The sequence below is a fragment of the Geotalea toluenoxydans JCM 15764 genome, from assembly GCF_001311985.1.
GTDB lineage: Bacteria > Desulfobacterota > Desulfuromonadia > Geobacterales > Geobacteraceae > Geotalea > Geotalea toluenoxydans.
The window spans coordinates 26124-42569 of the sequence record NZ_BBCJ01000017.1; the positions used below are offsets into that span (position 1 = coordinate 26124).

The 16446-nt window shown below is 52.4% G+C and carries 19 protein-coding genes and 4 pseudogenes; 15 read left to right on the forward strand and 8 right to left on the reverse strand.

Annotated elements, in window-relative coordinates:
* Nucleotides 1-13: 13 nt before the first annotated feature.
* The gene (gene gspC / locus JCM15764_RS12220; RefSeq protein WP_054696056.1) at nucleotides 14-892 is read right to left on the reverse strand and encodes a type II secretion system protein GspC; all 879 of its coding nucleotides are present in this window, start codon (nucleotides 890-892) and stop codon (nucleotides 14-16) included.
* Between the two features lie 240 nt (nucleotides 893-1132).
* Between gspC and JCM15764_RS28350 the strand changes: the two genes are divergently transcribed.
* The 6 genes and pseudogenes from JCM15764_RS28350 to JCM15764_RS12245 all read left to right on the forward strand — a co-directional run bounded on the left by JCM15764_RS28350 (nucleotide 1133) and on the right by JCM15764_RS12245 (nucleotide 6170).
* Nucleotides 1133-1471 (forward strand): phosphorylase family protein, encoded by a 339-nt coding sequence (locus JCM15764_RS28350; protein ID WP_369412307.1) that lies wholly within the window; start codon nucleotides 1133-1135, stop codon nucleotides 1469-1471.
* A gap of 19 nt (nucleotides 1472-1490) precedes the next feature.
* Nucleotides 1491-1850 (forward strand): futalosine hydrolase, encoded by a 360-nt coding sequence (gene mqnB / locus JCM15764_RS28355; protein WP_369412308.1) that lies wholly within the window; start codon nucleotides 1491-1493, stop codon nucleotides 1848-1850.
* 149 nt (nucleotides 1851-1999) lie between these two features.
* Nucleotides 2000-2713, forward strand: a pseudogene (locus JCM15764_RS12230) (1,4-dihydroxy-6-naphtoate synthase).
* Between the two features lie 135 nt (nucleotides 2714-2848).
* On the forward strand, nucleotides 2849-4387 hold the full coding sequence (locus JCM15764_RS12235) for a PAS domain S-box protein (protein WP_243688920.1): 1539 nt from the start codon (nucleotides 2849-2851) through the stop codon (nucleotides 4385-4387).
* A 150-nt stretch (nucleotides 4388-4537) separates the two neighbouring features.
* Nucleotides 4538-5566: a PAS domain S-box protein gene (locus JCM15764_RS12240; protein WP_054696063.1), complete on the forward strand. Its 1029-nt coding sequence runs from the start codon at nucleotides 4538-4540 to the stop codon at nucleotides 5564-5566.
* A gap of 130 nt (nucleotides 5567-5696) precedes the next feature.
* Complete coding sequence (locus tag JCM15764_RS12245) at nucleotides 5697-6170, forward strand: septal ring lytic transglycosylase RlpA family protein (protein WP_054696066.1); 474 nt, start codon at nucleotides 5697-5699, stop codon at nucleotides 6168-6170.
* 66 nt (nucleotides 6171-6236) lie between these two features.
* Here the strand turns inward: JCM15764_RS12245 and JCM15764_RS23385 are convergent, their stop codons facing one another.
* From JCM15764_RS23385 to JCM15764_RS23395, 3 genes are read right to left on the reverse strand one after another with little or no spacing between them, the layout of a single operon-like run.
* Entirely contained in the window at nucleotides 6237-7280 is a 1044-nt protein-coding gene (locus JCM15764_RS23385) for a tetratricopeptide repeat protein (RefSeq protein ID WP_243688879.1), read from the reverse strand.
* 50 nt (nucleotides 7281-7330) lie between these two features.
* Nucleotides 7331-7639: a tetratricopeptide repeat protein gene (locus tag JCM15764_RS23390; protein WP_243688880.1), complete on the reverse strand. Its 309-nt coding sequence runs from the start codon at nucleotides 7637-7639 to the stop codon at nucleotides 7331-7333.
* Nucleotides 7606-8118, reverse strand: a complete 513-nt coding sequence (locus tag JCM15764_RS23395; protein WP_243688881.1) for a tetratricopeptide repeat protein — start codon at nucleotides 8116-8118, stop codon at nucleotides 7606-7608. Before JCM15764_RS23395 ends, JCM15764_RS23390 begins: the two co-directional genes overlap by 34 nt.
* Nucleotides 8119-8350: 232 nt before the next feature.
* On the opposite strand from JCM15764_RS23395, the gene JCM15764_RS12255 reads away from it, so the two are divergent.
* From JCM15764_RS12255 to JCM15764_RS28370, 5 genes and pseudogenes are all read left to right on the forward strand, one after another.
* Nucleotides 8351-8923 carry an Hsp20/alpha crystallin family protein gene (locus tag JCM15764_RS12255; RefSeq protein ID WP_243688882.1) on the forward strand — a complete coding sequence of 191 codons (573 nt, stop codon included), beginning with the start codon at nucleotides 8351-8353 and terminating at the stop codon, nucleotides 8921-8923.
* Nucleotides 8913-11364: pseudogene (lon, locus tag JCM15764_RS12260) on the forward strand (endopeptidase La). Before JCM15764_RS12255 ends, lon begins: the two are co-directional and overlap by 11 nt.
* On the forward strand, nucleotides 11361-11726 hold the full coding sequence (locus JCM15764_RS28360) for a thiamine-phosphate kinase (protein WP_369412309.1): 366 nt from the start codon (nucleotides 11361-11363) through the stop codon (nucleotides 11724-11726). Before lon ends, JCM15764_RS28360 begins: the two are co-directional and overlap by 4 nt.
* Nucleotides 11723-11995: a thiamine-phosphate kinase gene (locus JCM15764_RS28365; protein WP_369412310.1), complete on the forward strand. Its 273-nt coding sequence runs from the start codon at nucleotides 11723-11725 to the stop codon at nucleotides 11993-11995. The genes JCM15764_RS28360 and JCM15764_RS28365 overlap by 4 nt, the downstream gene beginning before the upstream one ends.
* The gene (locus JCM15764_RS28370) at nucleotides 11992-12342 is read left to right on the forward strand and encodes a thiamine-phosphate kinase (RefSeq protein WP_369412311.1); all 351 of its coding nucleotides are present in this window, start codon (nucleotides 11992-11994) and stop codon (nucleotides 12340-12342) included. The genes JCM15764_RS28365 and JCM15764_RS28370 overlap by 4 nt, the downstream gene beginning before the upstream one ends.
* A gap of 9 nt (nucleotides 12343-12351) precedes the next feature.
* Here JCM15764_RS28370 and JCM15764_RS12270 read toward each other — a convergent pair whose 3' ends face one another.
* From JCM15764_RS12270 to JCM15764_RS12280, 3 genes are read right to left on the reverse strand one after another with little or no spacing between them, the layout of a single operon-like run.
* The gene (locus tag JCM15764_RS12270; RefSeq protein WP_054696069.1) at nucleotides 12352-12753 is read right to left on the reverse strand and encodes a secondary thiamine-phosphate synthase enzyme YjbQ; all 402 of its coding nucleotides are present in this window, start codon (nucleotides 12751-12753) and stop codon (nucleotides 12352-12354) included.
* A gap of 31 nt (nucleotides 12754-12784) precedes the next feature.
* Nucleotides 12785-13177: a hypothetical protein gene (locus JCM15764_RS12275; protein ID WP_054696072.1), complete on the reverse strand. Its 393-nt coding sequence runs from the start codon at nucleotides 13175-13177 to the stop codon at nucleotides 12785-12787.
* A gap of 41 nt (nucleotides 13178-13218) precedes the next feature.
* Nucleotides 13219-13695, reverse strand: a complete 477-nt coding sequence (locus JCM15764_RS12280; RefSeq protein WP_054696074.1) for a tetratricopeptide repeat protein — start codon at nucleotides 13693-13695, stop codon at nucleotides 13219-13221.
* 136 nt (nucleotides 13696-13831) lie between these two features.
* Here JCM15764_RS12280 and folK point away from each other — a divergent pair.
* From folK to fsa, 3 genes and pseudogenes are all read left to right on the forward strand, one after another.
* A pseudogene (gene folK / locus JCM15764_RS28375) lies at nucleotides 13832-14392 on the forward strand (2-amino-4-hydroxy-6-hydroxymethyldihydropteridine diphosphokinase).
* A gap of 11 nt (nucleotides 14393-14403) precedes the next feature.
* The gene (locus JCM15764_RS12290; protein ID WP_243688883.1) at nucleotides 14404-14673 is read left to right on the forward strand and encodes a YHS domain-containing protein; all 270 of its coding nucleotides are present in this window, start codon (nucleotides 14404-14406) and stop codon (nucleotides 14671-14673) included.
* Nucleotides 14670-15314 (forward strand): fructose-6-phosphate aldolase, encoded by a 645-nt coding sequence (gene fsa / locus JCM15764_RS12295; protein ID WP_054696075.1) that lies wholly within the window; start codon nucleotides 14670-14672, stop codon nucleotides 15312-15314. Before JCM15764_RS12290 ends, fsa begins: the two co-directional genes overlap by 4 nt.
* A 73-nt stretch (nucleotides 15315-15387) precedes the next feature.
* Here the strand turns inward: fsa and JCM15764_RS12300 are convergent.
* Nucleotides 15388-15995 (reverse strand): annotated as a pseudogene (locus JCM15764_RS12300) (DedA family protein).
* 82 nt (nucleotides 15996-16077) lie between these two features.
* Here JCM15764_RS12300 and JCM15764_RS28380 point away from each other — a divergent pair.
* On the forward strand, nucleotides 16078-16443 hold the full coding sequence (locus JCM15764_RS28380) for a homocysteine S-methyltransferase family protein (protein WP_369412312.1): 366 nt from the start codon (nucleotides 16078-16080) through the stop codon (nucleotides 16441-16443).
* The last annotated feature ends 3 nt before the right edge of the window (nucleotides 16444-16446 follow it).

Consider the following 16446-nt stretch of genomic DNA (forward strand, 5'->3'; position numbering starts at 1 on the left):
TACTGTTCGCTGCCTATCTAATGTCATAGTTGAATGTGGTCGGCTGACCGTCCCTTACCAGGTCCAGTTTTATGCGGCTCTGTCCTTTGAGTGAAGCAAAGGACTGTATGGCCTTTTCCGGCGAGTCGATGGGGAAATCGTTGATGGCGCGCAGGATATCGCCATTTTTGATGCCGATGGTACCGAAAATGCCCTGGGGCTTCACTTCCGAGGCCCTGAATCCTTCGACCTTACCGTCCTTGATGCTGGGCAGGAGGCGGGCATCGGTCATGGCCTGGCCGATATTGTCCAGGGATGCATTCAGTGCCCGCTGGTCAATGACATAATTCCCGGCGCCCACCTGGGCGGCAAGCCCCGTACTACCTGCCGGAGCGGTGGACTGGGGCTGTTTTGTTGCCGAGTCAGCGCCGGCCGCGGTGGGCGAAAATATCTTTACCCGTTTGCCGTTGACGAGAATTTCAGCGGACTCTTTGCCCACCGAAACCAGCGGCCCCGTCTCAAAGACCGTATCGCCAAGACGGAAAACACGTTCTTCCTTGCCTGCTTTCTGCACAAGGGCAAAGGTTTCACGATAGGAACCGACTGCAGTTCCAAGCAGGATGAGATCTCCCAGTGAGGGTGCAGGGGCAGCCGCTGTGGCGGTGGTCTGCTGGACGACTGGGGATAGCTTTCCCTGTGTAGCCTTGCCGAATAATCCCTTTTCCAGGATGGGAGCGAAAGACATCAGGTCTTCTGCCACCATGGTGGATGGGACGGACGCAGCGCTTTTCGGGGTTGCTTTGGGATAAAGTCTGGTAAGTCTGAAGGAAATCACGTCAGAGGCTATCAGCGCCAGCGACGCTATGATCAAAAAGGTGAGAAAAAAATTAAGTGGGGCTATCCATTTCAGCATGTCAGGCCTTTTTACGCATCGATAAAACCAATTGAATATAGTAAAACTGGTTGCCTTATGCAAGGGGAAAAGAGGGGGCCAGGCAGAGCGAAACGGGGCTGCTCAGCCCCCAGCGGGTTTCCTAAATTTGAAATTTCTATAAGTTGTTGAACTGGCCTTTGCGGCTGTGGTAATATCTGCCCTCGGCGTATAACTGCCGGCCGGCTTTTCCCATGCAGCGATAATAAGTACGGAGGGACCATGAAGTCGATTTTTGTGACAGCTTCGGTCATGCAGGAACTTTCCCTGCTGATCCGTTCCATTGGCGCTGTCCAAACCAAGCCAGACATGTTTCCGGATATCTACCGGGGGCGCATTGGCGATAAGGACATAACCCTGGCTGTTACCGGCATCGGCAAGATAAATGCGGCCTCTGCCACCACTGTTCTGCTGCAGGGGAGAACTCCGGACCTGCTTGTCAATACCGGTTGCGCCGGTGCCTACCAAGGGGGTGGACTGACCGTAGGCGGGCTGGCTGTCGCCACTTCCGAGATCCTAGCCGATGATGGGGTTCTGACACCCGAGGCTGGCAACCCTTGATCTGATCGGGATTCCGCTGGTGAAGAGAAGCGGCAAGGCTTATTTCAACGAGTTTCCCCTGTCCATGCAGGCAGCCGGCAAGGCGGCAAGCCTGGCCGCTGCATTGGGCCTTTCCACAATTCGAGGCAAATTCCTCACCGTCTCCACATGCAGCGGGACTTCTGCCCGTGGAGATGAACTTTTTTCCCGTTTTGGCGGCATATGTGAGAATATGGAAGGCGCCGCAGTTGCTCAGGTGGCACTTCGCTACGGCGTTGACTGTCTTGAGATTCGAGGGGTCAGCAACATGGTTGAGAACCGGGATATGTCTTCCTGGAATATTCCCGGAGCAGTTGAGGCTGTGCAGCGTTTTCTCCTGAAATACATAGAAGAGTTTTAATACAAGCTTAATGTCTTTACCATGAGGTTTCAGATGCAATCTCTTTCCCTCGGTTATTCCCCCTGCCCCAATGACACCTTCATTTTTCATGCCCTTACCCATGGCCTGGTATCGAAGCCGGGCTCATCTTCAATGAGCGGCTGGAGGATGTGGAGACCCTGAATCGCCTGGTCCTGGAAAAAGCTTTGGACGTAAGCAAGATATCCTATCATCTCCTTGGATATGTCCGGGAGGATTACTGTCTGCTCTCGGCCGGGGGAGCCTTGGGCCGGGGCTGCGGTCCCCTGGTTGTCTCGAAAAAGTATGAAAGCATGGAGCAGTTGAAGGGCAAGCGGATCGCACTGCCGGGAAGATATACCACGGCAGCTCTGCTGCTCAGGCTTTTTGACCCTGACCTTACAGATATTATCCATCTGCTTTGACCGGATTATAGGTGCAATTGCTGATGGCAGTGTCGATGCCGGGGTCATTATTCATGAATCGCGGTTCACCTACGCCGGTCTTGGACTCGTAAAGCTTCTTGATCTGGGGGATTGGTGGGAGCGGGAGACAGGGCATCCCATTCCGCTGGGGGGATAGTGGCAAAACGTTCACTGGGTTCTGAAGTCATTGCCGACATCAACAGCCTTCTCCGCCAGAGTGTTGAGCTTGCCTTTGCCGACCCCGGTAAAGCGAATGCATATATCCGGGCCAATTCCCAGGAAATGAGCGACGAAGTATGTGCTGCCCATATCGACCTTTATGTCAACGACTTTTCAAAGGACCTGGGACACGAGGGAAAAGCAGCCGTCAATACGCTTATGGGCCGTGCCGAGGCCAAGGGACTTATCCCACCTTCAGCCAAAGATATCTTTCTCCCGTGATTGCCATCCCAGTATCAGAGTTCTTAATCATCCTTCCCTTGCCCGCCGCTGTTTTTGCTGTTCAAGAAAACTTCTTCTCTGCCCGATAAGGTTCAAACCACCCTGTTGAATAGCATTGGGAGGAACGTGATCAGCATGACCCGGTTCTGGAAGTTCTCAAATATCCCTCAATGGGAAAAATATGTCCTGATGGTAGCTCTGGTGTGGACATTGTCCATAGGCGGCTCTTATTCTTGGAACGTGTATTGGGAAAAACATGCGGAGGTGTTTGCCGCACAGTTTCAGGCCCGGAGTCTTTTCAGCAAGGACCTCATTTACCGTCGCTGGAATGCACAATCCGGGGGAATCTACGTCCCGGTGACCCCCTTGACCCAGCCAAACCCTTATCTAAAGGAAATTCCCGAGCGTGAGGTAACATCTCCGTCCGGACGGGTACTGACGCTGATGAATCCTGCTTACATGGTGCGCCAGGTCCACGAGATCGAAAAACAGGGGCAGGGCATTCGTTCCCATCTTACCGCTATCAATCCCCTGCGACCAGAGAATGCCCCGGACAACTGGGAAAAAGCGGCTCTTGAAGCCTTTAAACAGGGTGCAAAAGAGATCAGTTCGGAAAGTTACATCGAAGGCAAAAAGTTCCTGCGCCTGATGAAGCCGCTAGTTATGGAGGAAGCCTGCCTCAATTGCCACACAAGGCAGGGGCTCCATAAGGGAGATACGTACGGCGGCATCAGCATCTCCGTGCCGTTTGCCCCATTTGCAGAAATAACCGCAACCCACCTTCGACGGGGCGCTGCCGGCCATTTTCTCCTTTGGGGTACGGGCATGGCCGGAATCCTTTTCGGGGCCTGCCGGTTCAGGCGAATCGAAAACCGGCGCATTAAAGCTGAGGAAGATTTGAAACACTCTCTGGAACTGTCAGGAATTGTTCTGGAGGCAACCCATGATGCCATTTGCATCGTCAATGTTTCTGATTATACGGTTCAACGTGCCAATCGCGCCTTTCTACGCAAGATCGATTGCACCGATGAACAGGTTTTCGGACAAACCTGCCATGCGATAACACACAGCCTTTGCCAACCTTGCGGAACGCCTGAAGCGAAGTGCCCGATCCAAATAACGCTGGCGACCGGTGAAAGTCATACGGTAGAACACCTCCATTCGGGCAAACAGGGGGAAATGCTGTATGAGGAGGTCACTGCCTATCCGATCTTGGATGAGCATGGCAGTATAACAAGGGTTCTCCATGTGGCCAGGGATATTACCGAACGTAAAATGGCGGAAGAATCCCTGAGGCAATCACAGGAGAAGTATCGTGCCATCTTCGAAAGCACCGGTGCTGCGACCATTATTGTCGAGGAAGATGGGACCATCTCCATGGCCAATAAGGAGTTTGAACAGCTGAGCGGCTATTTCAGGGAAGAACTTGAAGGCAAACGATCCTGGAAAGAGTTTGTTGCTGAGGAAGATCGTGAAAAGGTATCGGCAAAACAGGGCCTGCCGGTTGAGGTAAATGCCTGTCCGGATAGTTACGAATTCAGATTTACCGGGGCAGCCGACTCGGTCAGGGATGTGGTGGCAAGGTGGGGGGATACCCGGTACGGGAAAGAGGGTCGTTTCTTTTCTCGATATTACCGGGCAAAAACGCATCGAAGAAGCGCTCCGCTCCAGTGAATCACTTCTTGCTCTGGCACAGAAAATCTCCCATCTGGGAAGCTGGGATTGGGACATCGAATCCAATAACTTCCGGTGGTCAGATGAGATGTACAGGATCTGGGGAGTTAACCGGGAGTTGTTTTCCGTATCTTACGAGGCGATTCTCGCATGGTGCACCCCGAAGACAGGGAAGGGCTGAACCGGGCCATCAACGAAGCACTTTATGCCCATAAGCTGTTCAATATGGATTTTCGTCTTATACTAACCGATGGCAGGGTGCGAACAGTGGCCGGCCAGGGAGAGGTCGTCTTCAATGAAGGGGGAAAACCCATAAGAATGGTTGGCACTACCCAGGATATTACCTGGCGGAAGGAGACGGAAGACGCCCTGCGGAAATCGGAGGAAAAATTTGCCAAGGCGTTTCATGCCAGTCCTGACTGGATCGTCATCACCCGAGCCGGGGATGGCAAGTATATAGAGGTTAACGAAGCCTTCCTGGAGATTACCGGCTATTCACGGGATGAAGTTGTCGGAAAGACCTCCACAGAGCTCGGCATCTGGTTCGATCACCGCGACCGGATGCTGATGCTGAAACTTTTGAATAAAAATGACCTGGTTCGCAATCTTGAAGTTTCTTTCCGCATCAAGTCAGGAGAGCTGCGAACCATGCTCTGGTCAGCCGAGGTAATCGAGTATGGCGAAGAGGCTTGCCTGATTGCTGTTGCCAGGGACGTGACCGAACAGAGGTACCTGGAGAAAGAACTGCGCAAGAGCCAGTCCCAGTTGTTCATGAAGCATGAGGAATTGAAAAATCTGTTTCTCCAGATGGAAAACATTCGGAGGGAATGGGAGCAGACCCTTGATTTTATCACCGACATGTTCATTCTCGTTGACAACATGGGCCGGATCAAGAGGTTCAATCGGGCGGTCGAGAACTACACGTCCGTCTCCCATCGCGAGATTGTCGGCAGGGACTGGAGAGAATTCCTGGCTTCCCATGGATTGCAGCAGAATGTGTTGCAGCCGGGGGTGGAGATATATGACGAGGCTGCAGGGAAATGGCTGGTACTGACTTTTCGTCGCTACGATGACGGGGCTGTTTCCGGTGATGTGGGTGGGGTTGTGACCATCAATGACGTGACCGCGATAAAAACGGCTGCCACTCAGCGGGGAACGAATTTGGATCACTCCCACTGATTTTTCTCGACTGGAAACTGTGCGGTATTATTGACTTCATTAGAAAACCAGATTAGGATTTTCTCTTTTTTCTTGACTCCATTTACATTGCCGTGCTATATGAACCCCTCGCCCAACAAAGGAGGTGCGCATGGCATCACTAGAGCGTAGGGGCAGGCCGGCTTTGATTGCCGCAATCTGTCTGATGCTCCTTCCGATCCACACGCTTCCCCTGCTGGCTGAAGAAACGAGATCGGAAAGCAGGCCAAAAGAAACACCAGTTACGGCAGAAGTAAAACCGAAGGAAGCAAAGGATGCTGAAGCAGTCGGCATCGCTTCCTACTATGCCAGGCGGTACGACGGCAGAAGGACAACCTCCGGTGCTCGCTATAATCCGGAGAAAATGACAGCTGCTCATCAGGCGTTGCCGTTCGGGACCAAGGTAAAAGTAACGAATCTGGCCAATGACAAAGAAGTAGTTGTAACGGTCAATGACCGTTGCCGTAAAAGGAAGAAGCCTTTTATCGACCTGTCACGGGCGGCGGCAAGAGAGTTGGGATTTCTTGGCAAGGGAATAGCCAAGGTGAAGATAGTCCCGCTTGCAGAAGAGGCATCATTAAAATAACTTTTGGGCGAAAAAGGCCGCGGCATATATGCCACGGGCCTTTTTTTCTAATGCAAGATATTGCTACTACCTCTTTGATTTTTTTGCCTTTGATTTTCCTGACTTGTTTTTCCCGCTTTTCCTGCCCGCTTTGCTTTTCTTCGACTTGTGACTCTTCTTTTTGTATTTCTTTGGTTCCGGAGACATTTCGTCCTTTATATTGCTGAGAAGCACCGTTGTTTCTTCCAGTTCCGGGTCGGCTTTTTTCGCGGCTTCCAAAGCTTCCTTGGCCTCGGTTATGTGACCGCTTTTCATGTAGGCTCTTCCCAGTGCATTGAGCGCTTTTGCATGATCGGCCTTCAGTGCCGTCGCTTCCTTGTAGTGATCTGTTGCCGCAGTGTAGTCTTTCTTGAACTCGTACATAAGACCGAGTTTATAGTGGCTGTTGGGGTCCTTGGGATTTTGTTCCACACCTTCCTTGAGCAGGCCGATCAGTTCTTCGTATTTCTTGTTCTTCACATAAATGGAGGTAAGGGCAGTGCGGGCGTCATTGTCATCTTTTTTCACCTTCAGTACTGCCTGATACTCCTTTGCCGCTTCCTCGTTCTGGTTTTTCTTCCTGTAAAGCTGTGCAAGTTCCCGATGTGCCTCAATGTTGTCCGGTTCAAGCTTTGTCGTTGCCAGGTATTCCGATATGGCCGTTGTGTAATCCTTGCTGCTGACATATACCCGAGCCAGTTTCAGATGGGCCGCGGCATCATCGTTTTTAAACTTTAGCAATGCACGGTACTGTTCAATGGCCTGGGGATAACTGCCACGTTGGGTATAGATGTCAGCCAGCCTGCGTCTTGCGTCCAGATTGTCGGCAGCAGTGGAAAGATATTGACGGTACTCGACCACAGCCTCGTCGAGAAGTGCCTGACGCTCATAGAGAACGCCCAGTTTGTAATGAATAATGTCATCCCCTGCCTTAAGCCTCACTGCTTCTTTGAAGTATGTTATGGCGTCATCGTCATTGTTGACTGCCATGCAGGCTTCCCCCAGTTTTTGCAGGGCTTCTGGCCAGTCGGGTTTTTCCTTGAGAGCCGCCTTATATTCGGCAATGGCCTTTTCGAATTCCTTGGTTGACATGAAGGAATCGCCCTGGCGCAGATGATCCGGGAGCGACGAGGTTTCCGACTTTAACTGCACTCCTGCCAGAAGGGACTCGTATTCAGCGCTCTTCCTGTCTCCTTTTTTTCATAGGCTTCGGCCAAAAGCCTATGAATTTCCTTGTTGCCAGGATCGGCCGACTGGGCTTTTTTCAATTCGTCAATGGCCTTGTCAAACTCGTTTCTGCCGAAGGAAATGGCAGCCACACCGATTCTCGCCCGCACATTTCCCGGATCTGAGGCAAAAACCTTATTGAACTCCTCTTCAGCGCTGTTCGGCAACCCCGACTTGAGATAGACATCCGCTATATCTGCATGCAGATTTGTGTCGGTGGGCATTTGGGAAAGAGCTTCATTGTAATGGTAAAGAGCGAGGGAATTGAGTTTTTTGTCGGAAAAGATTTTGCCGAGGCTTTATGGTAAACGCCACTGGAATCGGTTCTTGTCGCCTTGGTCAACTCGACGACCGCATCATCCTCCTGTTTCTTCTGCAGATATACAAGACCAAGATTGCCGTTGGCAGCGCCGAAATCCGGGTCCTCCTTGATAGACTCCTGATACTCGGCGATTGCCTTGTCCAGAGCGCCGCTCCGTTCAAAATTCAGCGCCTTGGCGAAATGGACGGCTGCACCTTCCGGGCAGAGCTCGATGATTTTAGCTTCTGCTTCACTGCGTGCAGCTTCATCTTTGATCTCACTCAGGTCTGTGGCCAACTTTTTCGCTTCGGAGCATTTGTCCTTGAAGTTGAATCCCCAGTCGAAACCGCAGAGAATAAGGGGAGTGAACCCCAACATAATTAAAGTTGTACGTTTTTTCATAGGCCCTCTCAAAGTCATTATCATTACCATTACCGGCAGGAACCGATTCTCAGTAACCCGCAAGCCTGCTTAATGCGTGAAAAAGTCTTTAGTCAAAAGGACTCCTGCCCGCCAACCGGGGTGATTATACACGCCGGTATTCCATAATTCAATTCCTAAGAGTGGAGAAAGGCTTAATGACGCTTTTTACGCCCATAGAGTTTCCGCCAACAGCGCCACAAGGCGGATTGGCTTGACTTTCGCGGTAAAGATGGTTAAATCAACAAAATCAACCATTGTATCTATGGCATTTGAAAAGGGGCAGGACAAGCTCCTGGTTTTGCAATCCGGCACATCTGGGGTAGTTATGGCGGTGATCCCACGATATCCATTGGAATGGCTGAATTTTTTCCGGCAGCAGATGGATGAGATATTTTCCTACCTCTCGACTTTGGAGGGAAAGGATGGCAGGGAATGTGAATTCTCGCCCAGTGTGGACGTTTTCGAGACGCCGGACTGTTATGTGGTCGAATTTGAGCTGCCGGGATTTGCCGGAGAGGATTTGTCACTGACCACATGTTGCAATACAATGGTTTTGGAAGGTGTGAAAAGGGAAGATGACGGTGCTGTCGGGGCGAGCTATATATGCATGGAGCGGCAGTTCGGTCATTTCTGCCGGACAGTGGAAATTCCCCCTGCTGTTGATATGGACAGGGCAAAAGCCAATTATGAAAAAGGGGTTCTTTCTGTCGTTTTTCCCAAATTGCAGGACAAAAATACGCTGATCCGCGACATCCGGATTGAGGAGATTCAACATGGAAAATAAGCAGGAAAACGAAGAGCTGAACATACCGGACGTCCTGCCGCTTCTGCCTGTAAGGGATGTTGTCGTCTACCCTTACATGATCCTCCCCTTATTTGTCGGGCGGGAGATATCCATAAACGCTGTCGATTCGGCACTGTCCAAAGACAGGCTGATCTTTCTCGCGACCCAGAAGGATGTGAGCGAGGAAGATCCTTCTCCTGACATGATTTACGGCGTCGGGACCGTAGCCATGATCATGCGCATGCTGAAGTTGCCGGACGGCAGGGTGAAGATCCTTGTCCAGGGTTTGACCAAAGGGCGCATAACCGAATACATGGAACAGAAGCCGTTCTATTCCGTGCGTATCGAGCGGATCGTTGAACCACTGTTGCCTGAAAACACGCTTGAGACGGAAGCTTCATGCGTACCGTCAAGGAGCAGCTGGCGAAGATTGTTTCACTGGGTAAGGTGGTATCTCCCGAAGTCATGGTGATCGTGGAGAACATGCAGGAGGCCGGAAGCCTGGCTGATCTCATTGCCAGCAATATCGGTCTCAAGGTAGAGGAAGCCCAGGGTCTCCTGGAGATAATCGACCCCATCGAGCGGCTCAAGCGGGTCAACGATTTCCTCAACAAGGAGTTCGAACTTCTCAGCATGCAGGCCCGTATCCAGTCAGCGGCCAAGGAGGAAATGGGTAAAAGCCAACGGGAATACTACCTTCGGGAGCAGTTGCGGGCGATTCAGCAGGAACTGGGAGAGACCGATGCCCGCAGTGAAGAGATCGCCGAACTGCGTAAAGCCATTGCCAATGCGAGAATGCCTCAAAATATCGAAAAAGAGGCCTTGAAGCAGCTGGGACGCCTGGAGCAGATGCATCCTGACGCAGCGGAATCAGGGATGCTGCGTACCTTCCTCGACTGGATGGTCGAGCTGCCATGGAGCAAATCCACCAAGGACTCTCTGGAAATCAAAAAGGCCAAGGAAATCCTCGATGAGGACCATTACTTCCTGGAGAAGATCAAGGAGCGGATCCTGGAGTTTCTTGCCGTGCGCAAGCTGAAGAAGAAGATGAAAGGCCCGATCCTTTGCTTTGTCGGCCCTCCGGGCGTAGGCAAGACTTCCCTCGGCAAATCCATTGCCCGGGCCATGGGACGGAAATTTGTCCGTATCTCCCTTGGCGGCGTGCGGGACGAGGCCGAGATCAGAGGACATCGCCGGACCTATGTGGGGGCGCTTCCAGGCCGTATTATTCAGGGATTGAAGCAGGCCGGCTCGAACAACCCTGTTTTCATGCTCGACGAACTTGACAAATTGGGGGCAGATTTCCGTGGCGACCCGTCTTCTGCTCTTCTGGAGGTGCTCGATCCGGAGCAGAATCACTCTTTCTCCGACCATTACATAAATCTGCCCTTCAGTCTTTCAGATGTCATGTTTATTGCCACGGCCAATCAGATGGACACCATTCCCGGACCGCTACGCGACCGGATGGAGGTAATCAGCCTTTCCGGCTACACGGAAGAGGAAAAACTCCAGATCGCCAAGCGTTATCTGGTTCCCAGGCAGACCAAGGAGAACGGTATCACCGAGAAAATCATCACCTTCTCCGATGAGGCACTGAAAACCATTATCTCCAAATATACCCGCGAGGCAGGCTCAGGAACCTGGAGCGTGAAATCGGATCCGTCTGCCGGAAGGTGGCCCGCCGGGTCGCGGAAGGGGAGAAGCGGCAGTTCCCGATCAATGCTGCCACCGTCACCAAGTATCTAGGCCCGCCGCGTTTCATACGGGAAGAAGAGATGAAGCAGAACGAGATCGGGGTTGTCACCGGCCTTGCCTGGACTCCTGTCGGCGGCGAAGTCCTTTTCATAGAAGCGACCATTATGAAAGGCAAAGGGGGACTATCCCTGACCGGGCAGCTGGGGGATGTGATGAAGGAGTCGGTTCACGCGGCCCTGTCCTACATCCGCACCCGTGCTGTTGAGCTGCACCTGTCGGAGGATTTTTACAGCAACATGGATATTCACGTCCATGTCCCGGCCGGAGCCATACCCAAGGATGGCCCGTCGGCCGGCGTCACCATGGCGACTGCACTGGTCTCGGCACTGACCAAAACACCGGTTAAAAAGGATGTTGCCATGACCGGTGAGATTACACTGCGGGGAAAAGTTCTCCCAATCGGCGGTCTCAAGGAGAAGATTCTTGCCGCTATCCGGCTTGGGATCGTTACCATTATCATTCCCGAACAGAATCGCAAGGATATTGAAGATGTTCCCCGGCATATCCTGAAGAAGGTGAAGATTGTCTATGCCAGCACCATCGACGACGTACTGAAGGTGGCCCTGGAAAAATACCCACCGACCCCGCCGGGGACGGTGAAAAACATGCCCCCCAAGACCAAGGCGCATACGACGCGGGTTCTGGTTTCATCCCGTAAAGGCATAGTGGCGGGGGCAAAGGTGTGAAACTGCACGACCTGGGCGAATTCGGCTTCATTGACCGAATTGCCGCCGCCATTGCCGAAAAAACGACCGTAAAAATCGGTATCGGTGACGATGCCGCAGCCGTTGAACCGACACCAGGCCACTTGACGCTGATGACTTCAGACATGCTTATCGAAGGGGTCCATTTCGATCTGAACCTGAGCGACCCCCTCACTCTTGGCAGGAAATCCCTGGCAGTCAATCTTTCCGACCTGGCAGCCATGGGAGCCAAACCACGTTATTACCTGCTTTCGTTGGCCATTCCCCAGAGGCTAGATCTTGAATTCCTCGACAAATTTGTTTCCGGCATGATGCAGCGTGCGACCAGTTCGGTGTTACATTGATTGGCGGTGACACCTGCTCGTCGAAAGGGGGCCTGGCCATTTCTGTGACCGCCATCGGCGAGCAGCTACCCCAGTTGGTGGTGCAGCGTAGCGGCGCCCGGCCGGGGGATTTGATTTTCGTGACGGGAACAATAGGTGACTCGGCTCTTGGGTTGGAACTTTTGCGGCATGGGGAGAAAATCGGACCTTTGATATCCAGGCATCTTGATCCGGAACCACGGCTGTCGGCCGGCATTGCCTGGCAGAGGCGGGTCTGGCAACTGCCATGATCGATATAAGCGACGGGCTTCTCGCCGATCTGGGGCATATTCTGGAAAAATCGGCTGTAGGCGCCAGGATGGACTTGACGGGCCTGCCAATCTCCGATCAATACAGGAAAGAAATCACAAGATTTTCGGAGGATTGTTTCTCGCTTGCCCTTGGCGGTGGGGAGGATTATGAACTGGTCTTTACGGCGCCGGTTCTGCTCAAGGACCGGGTCTTTTCATGCATGGAAGCCTGTGGTGTCAATGTTTCCATAATCGGTGAAATTACTGCAGAGAATCGACTCGCCATTACAGCAGCCGATGGTTCGTTATACCAACCCCGGCGGCAGGGATATAACCATTTCGCCTGAGATGCCTGTTCAGGCATCGCCTGTTATCTTGACCGCAACTCTTCGCTCCCGCGGTCCGTCAAACTCGCAAAAATAGATCGCCTGCCAGGTGCCGAGAACCAGCTTCGAATTGTCGATGAAGAGCGTTTTTGCTACGCCGATGATGGATGCTTTGATGTGGGCATCCGAGTTCCCTTCGGCATGGGTAAAATAGGGGTCATTGGGCACCAGTTTGTTGAAGAAGTTTACCATGTCCCGTTGCACGGCAGGGTCTGCTCCCTCGTTGATGGTGATCCCGGCCGTGGTGTGAAGTACGCAAAGGTGGCAGAGGCCGTAATTCACCTTCGAAACCCTTACCGTGTCCTGTACCTGGTCGGTAATATTGATCAGCTCGGTTCTGCTGTGGCTTTTAACGGTAATATATCTGATCATGGCGCCTCCGCCAGGCCGTCGTGGGGAGTCCTCAGTTTCCGATGCCAATGTCATCCGGGTGGACGGTCGGGATTAACTCACTCTGATGGGTACAGACGCTGATAAAGAGGCGGGCGATGAGGTCGTGCATGATGATGGTTTTTTTGTTGCCGCTTTTTGCGAAGGCGGCCTTGACCGCCTTTTTTAACGCAGTGTCGCCACTGACTTCGATGAGGATGTCGATGTCATCCCCTTTACCCACAAGGGCCATTGGGTCGGATGTGGTGTAGATGCCTTTCTCTGCAGCTATCTTGATTCCTTCCGCAGTCGGATTCAAATCGGCAACCCCGATAATGCTGATATATGGGTACTTGAGCAACTCTTTCAGCATTGGTGTACCGGTACGCCCTCCGCCGATAAGAGCAACGCCTATCTTGTCTGCCATGGCAACTCCTTTGGAAATGGAAATGGAAATGATCAAAAGGCTCAGCGCAAGCCGGTTTTTTTCAGAACAATGCCCAGAAATTTATTGATGGGGTTATCGCGCCCGAGGAAGGGGAGCAGCGGATCTTTCCTGCTGCCCAGACGTTCCAGTTCTTTGGATATGTCAGGGTTCCTGCCATTTCTCAGCCCCATGCGGAATATCCTTATTGCTTCCTTTTTCTGCCCGGCCAGGAGATGTATCCTCCCAAGGTACAGGAAATGTTCCGAATTGCGAGGCTCATGCTTAATGGCTTCCTTGCACAGTGAGATTGCCTTGGCAAAATTCCTCTTTTCCTTTGCCAGGCAGAGTCCAAGACGTGAAAGAGAAGCCGGATTCCGCTCCAGTGCAACCGCCTTTTCAAAATATTTCAGGGCGGACAGAAATCTTCCGGAATTGAAAGCTTCTACTCCGCTTTCGTAATGGTCTTTGGCTTCCTGCTCGTTGCTTTTTGCTGTGCCGTTTGCCGAGTTGTTTTTCATCGTGCCTTCCTGTGGGATGGGCTGAATAAAGTGCTTTGGCAAATGTTTAAAATATACTCAAAAACACCTGCCATTACAATGTCAAAAAAATAATAAAGCTCAACCATTGCCCGATGAGAAGCAACTTCCATATCTGATGCAGGGTGGCGGAGCTTTTCCAACAACTGCTCGCGGGGTTGAAAAAACGGAAGAATTGTGTTCTAATCGCCAGGTGAAAGCGACGGCTTACATAGCTCTCGGATCAAACCAGGGAGATCGGGAGCTTAACCTGCTGCGTGGGGTGGCCGAGCTGGGAAAACTTTCCCGGACCCAGGTCACGGCCCTTTCCGGCTTTTACCAAACCGAGCCTGTCGGAGGAGTACCCCAGCTGACTTTTATAATGCGGTCGCCAGGATAAACACCGAGTATCCCCCCTTGAACTTCTTGACGAGCTTCAGCGCATCGAATCAGGCATTTTCAGGAGAAAGAAAGAAGTGCACTGGGGCCCCGGCCGATTGATCTGGATATTCTTTTCTACAATGATGAAGTAATCACAGGTGAAAGACTGACCATTCCCCATCCACGACTTCATGAGCGACGGTTCGTTCTTCAGCCTCTTGCCGAGATAGCTCCCGACCTGGTGCATCCACTGTTGCATAAAACAATCGCTGACCTGCTGGCTGGCCTGAAGGCGCCGGAGCGGGTCGAAAAACTCTAGGAGGATAAGCTTTGGCAAAGTTGCTGGTGCTGATCCTTGTCGGCTACATGCTCTACAAAATGTTTAAAGGCCGTTCTGCGGCCAAGGAAGTCCGCAGGGATGCGGATCAGGAGGAAGAGACATTCAGGGATCCCGTCTGCGGCACCTATGTGGCAAGGGGTGATGCTGTCATCGGCAACCTGGAGGGGCGGAAATTGTACTTCTGCTCCATGTCCTGCCTGGAAAAGTTCCGCGAACAATTGGAAAACTCAGAAAAAAACGGTATCGGAGGAGAAAAATGAAGTTTTTTATCGACACTGCAGATGTGAAGGAGATACGTGAGGCCCATGAGCTGGGAGTGGTGGATGGCGTGACCACCAATCCGTCGCTCATTGCCAAATCGGGCCGCAAGTTTGCGGATGTCATCAAGGAAATAACCGGCATCGTCGACGGTCCCATTTCGGCAGAAGTGGTTTCCCTCGAACACGATGGCATGATCAGTGAGGCGGAGGAACTGGTAAAGATTCACCCCAACATCGTCATCAAGCTTCCCATGACTCCGGAAGGGCTCAAGGCGACCAAGACACTTTCTGCAAAGGGGATCAAGACCAACGTCACTCTCATATTTACCCCCATGCAGGCGCTTTTGGCGGCAAAGGCGGGTGCTACCTATGTCTCTCCATTTGTCGGCCGTCTGGATGATATCTCCCAGGACGGCATGGGCATCATCGAGGAAATCCGTACTATCTTCGATAACTACGGCTATACGGCGGAAATCATCGTTGCCAGCATCAGGAACCCGATTCATGTGCTCAATTCGGCCCTGATCGGCGCCGATGTGGCGACCATCCCTTTCTCGGTGATCATGCAGCTGGCAAAACATCCACTGACCGATGCCGGGATCAAGAAATTCCTCGAAGACTGGGAAAAAGTTCCCAAGTAGCAGGTTGAATCACCAAAATAAAAGCCCCGGCAGACCTGGATCTGCCGGGGCTTTATTTTGGTGGTGTGGCGTCTTAGGGGCTGGTCGCGCTTTTTCGCTTGTGGCGCCAGACATAAACGGCAATGAGTCCGGCACTGAAGACTATGACGCCGATTACCGCCTGGTGGGAGTATTCCATGATCAGCTCCTGGTTCTCCCCGATTATGTAGCCTATATAGGCAAGGACGGTGCACCAGATGCCGGCACCGAGCAGGGTATAGGTGGCGAACTTGCATGGTTCATGCCGGCCAGGCCGGCGGGGAGAGAGATCAGATGGCGCACCACCGGCAACAAACGGCCGATGAAGGTTGATATTTCACCATGTTTGTGGAAGAATGTCTCGACCTTGGCGAACTTCTCTTCGGTAATGCCCACATATTTCCCGTACTTGAGAATGAGAGGCCTGCCCAGATAATGAGCGGCATAATAGTTTGCGTAGGCGCCCACCAGGCTGCCGGCAGTGCCGCAGAGAATTGCCAGCCACAGATTCATTTTGCCTTCGACGGCCCAGTAGCCGGCCGGTGGCATTACCAGTTCGCTGGGTATGGGGATGACAGAGCTTTCCATGGCCATAAGCAGGAATATGCCGGGATAGCCCAACTTGAGTATGGTGGCCAGAAGCCAGTTGATTGCCGCATGCAGCATGCTGAGACCTCGCAGAAATAAATTTGATCGGTATTTTAGCGATCAGGCCGTAAAAATGCCAGCAAAACATGGGTAATAGATGAATTTTCTCCAAGCACTCCAGCATGAAGTATTGATAGGCGACGGCGCCATCGGCACCATGCTCTATGCCAAAGGTGTGAGCCCGGACGCCAACTTTGAGCATCTGAACCTGGTCAGACCTTCGCTGGTACTGGACCTCCACCGGGAGTACGTTTCTGCCGGGGCAAGGGTCATAGAAACCAACACCTTCGGTGCCAATTTTGCCAAGCTGGATGCTATCGGCATCGGTGCCAAGCTCCATGACATCAACGTCAAGGGGGCTCAGCTTGCCCGGCAGGCGGCTTCCGGACACGATGTTTATGTTGCCGGCTCAATCGGCCCCTTGGTTGGCGCCAAGGGGGGAAGAAAAGGACCTGGGGGATGATCA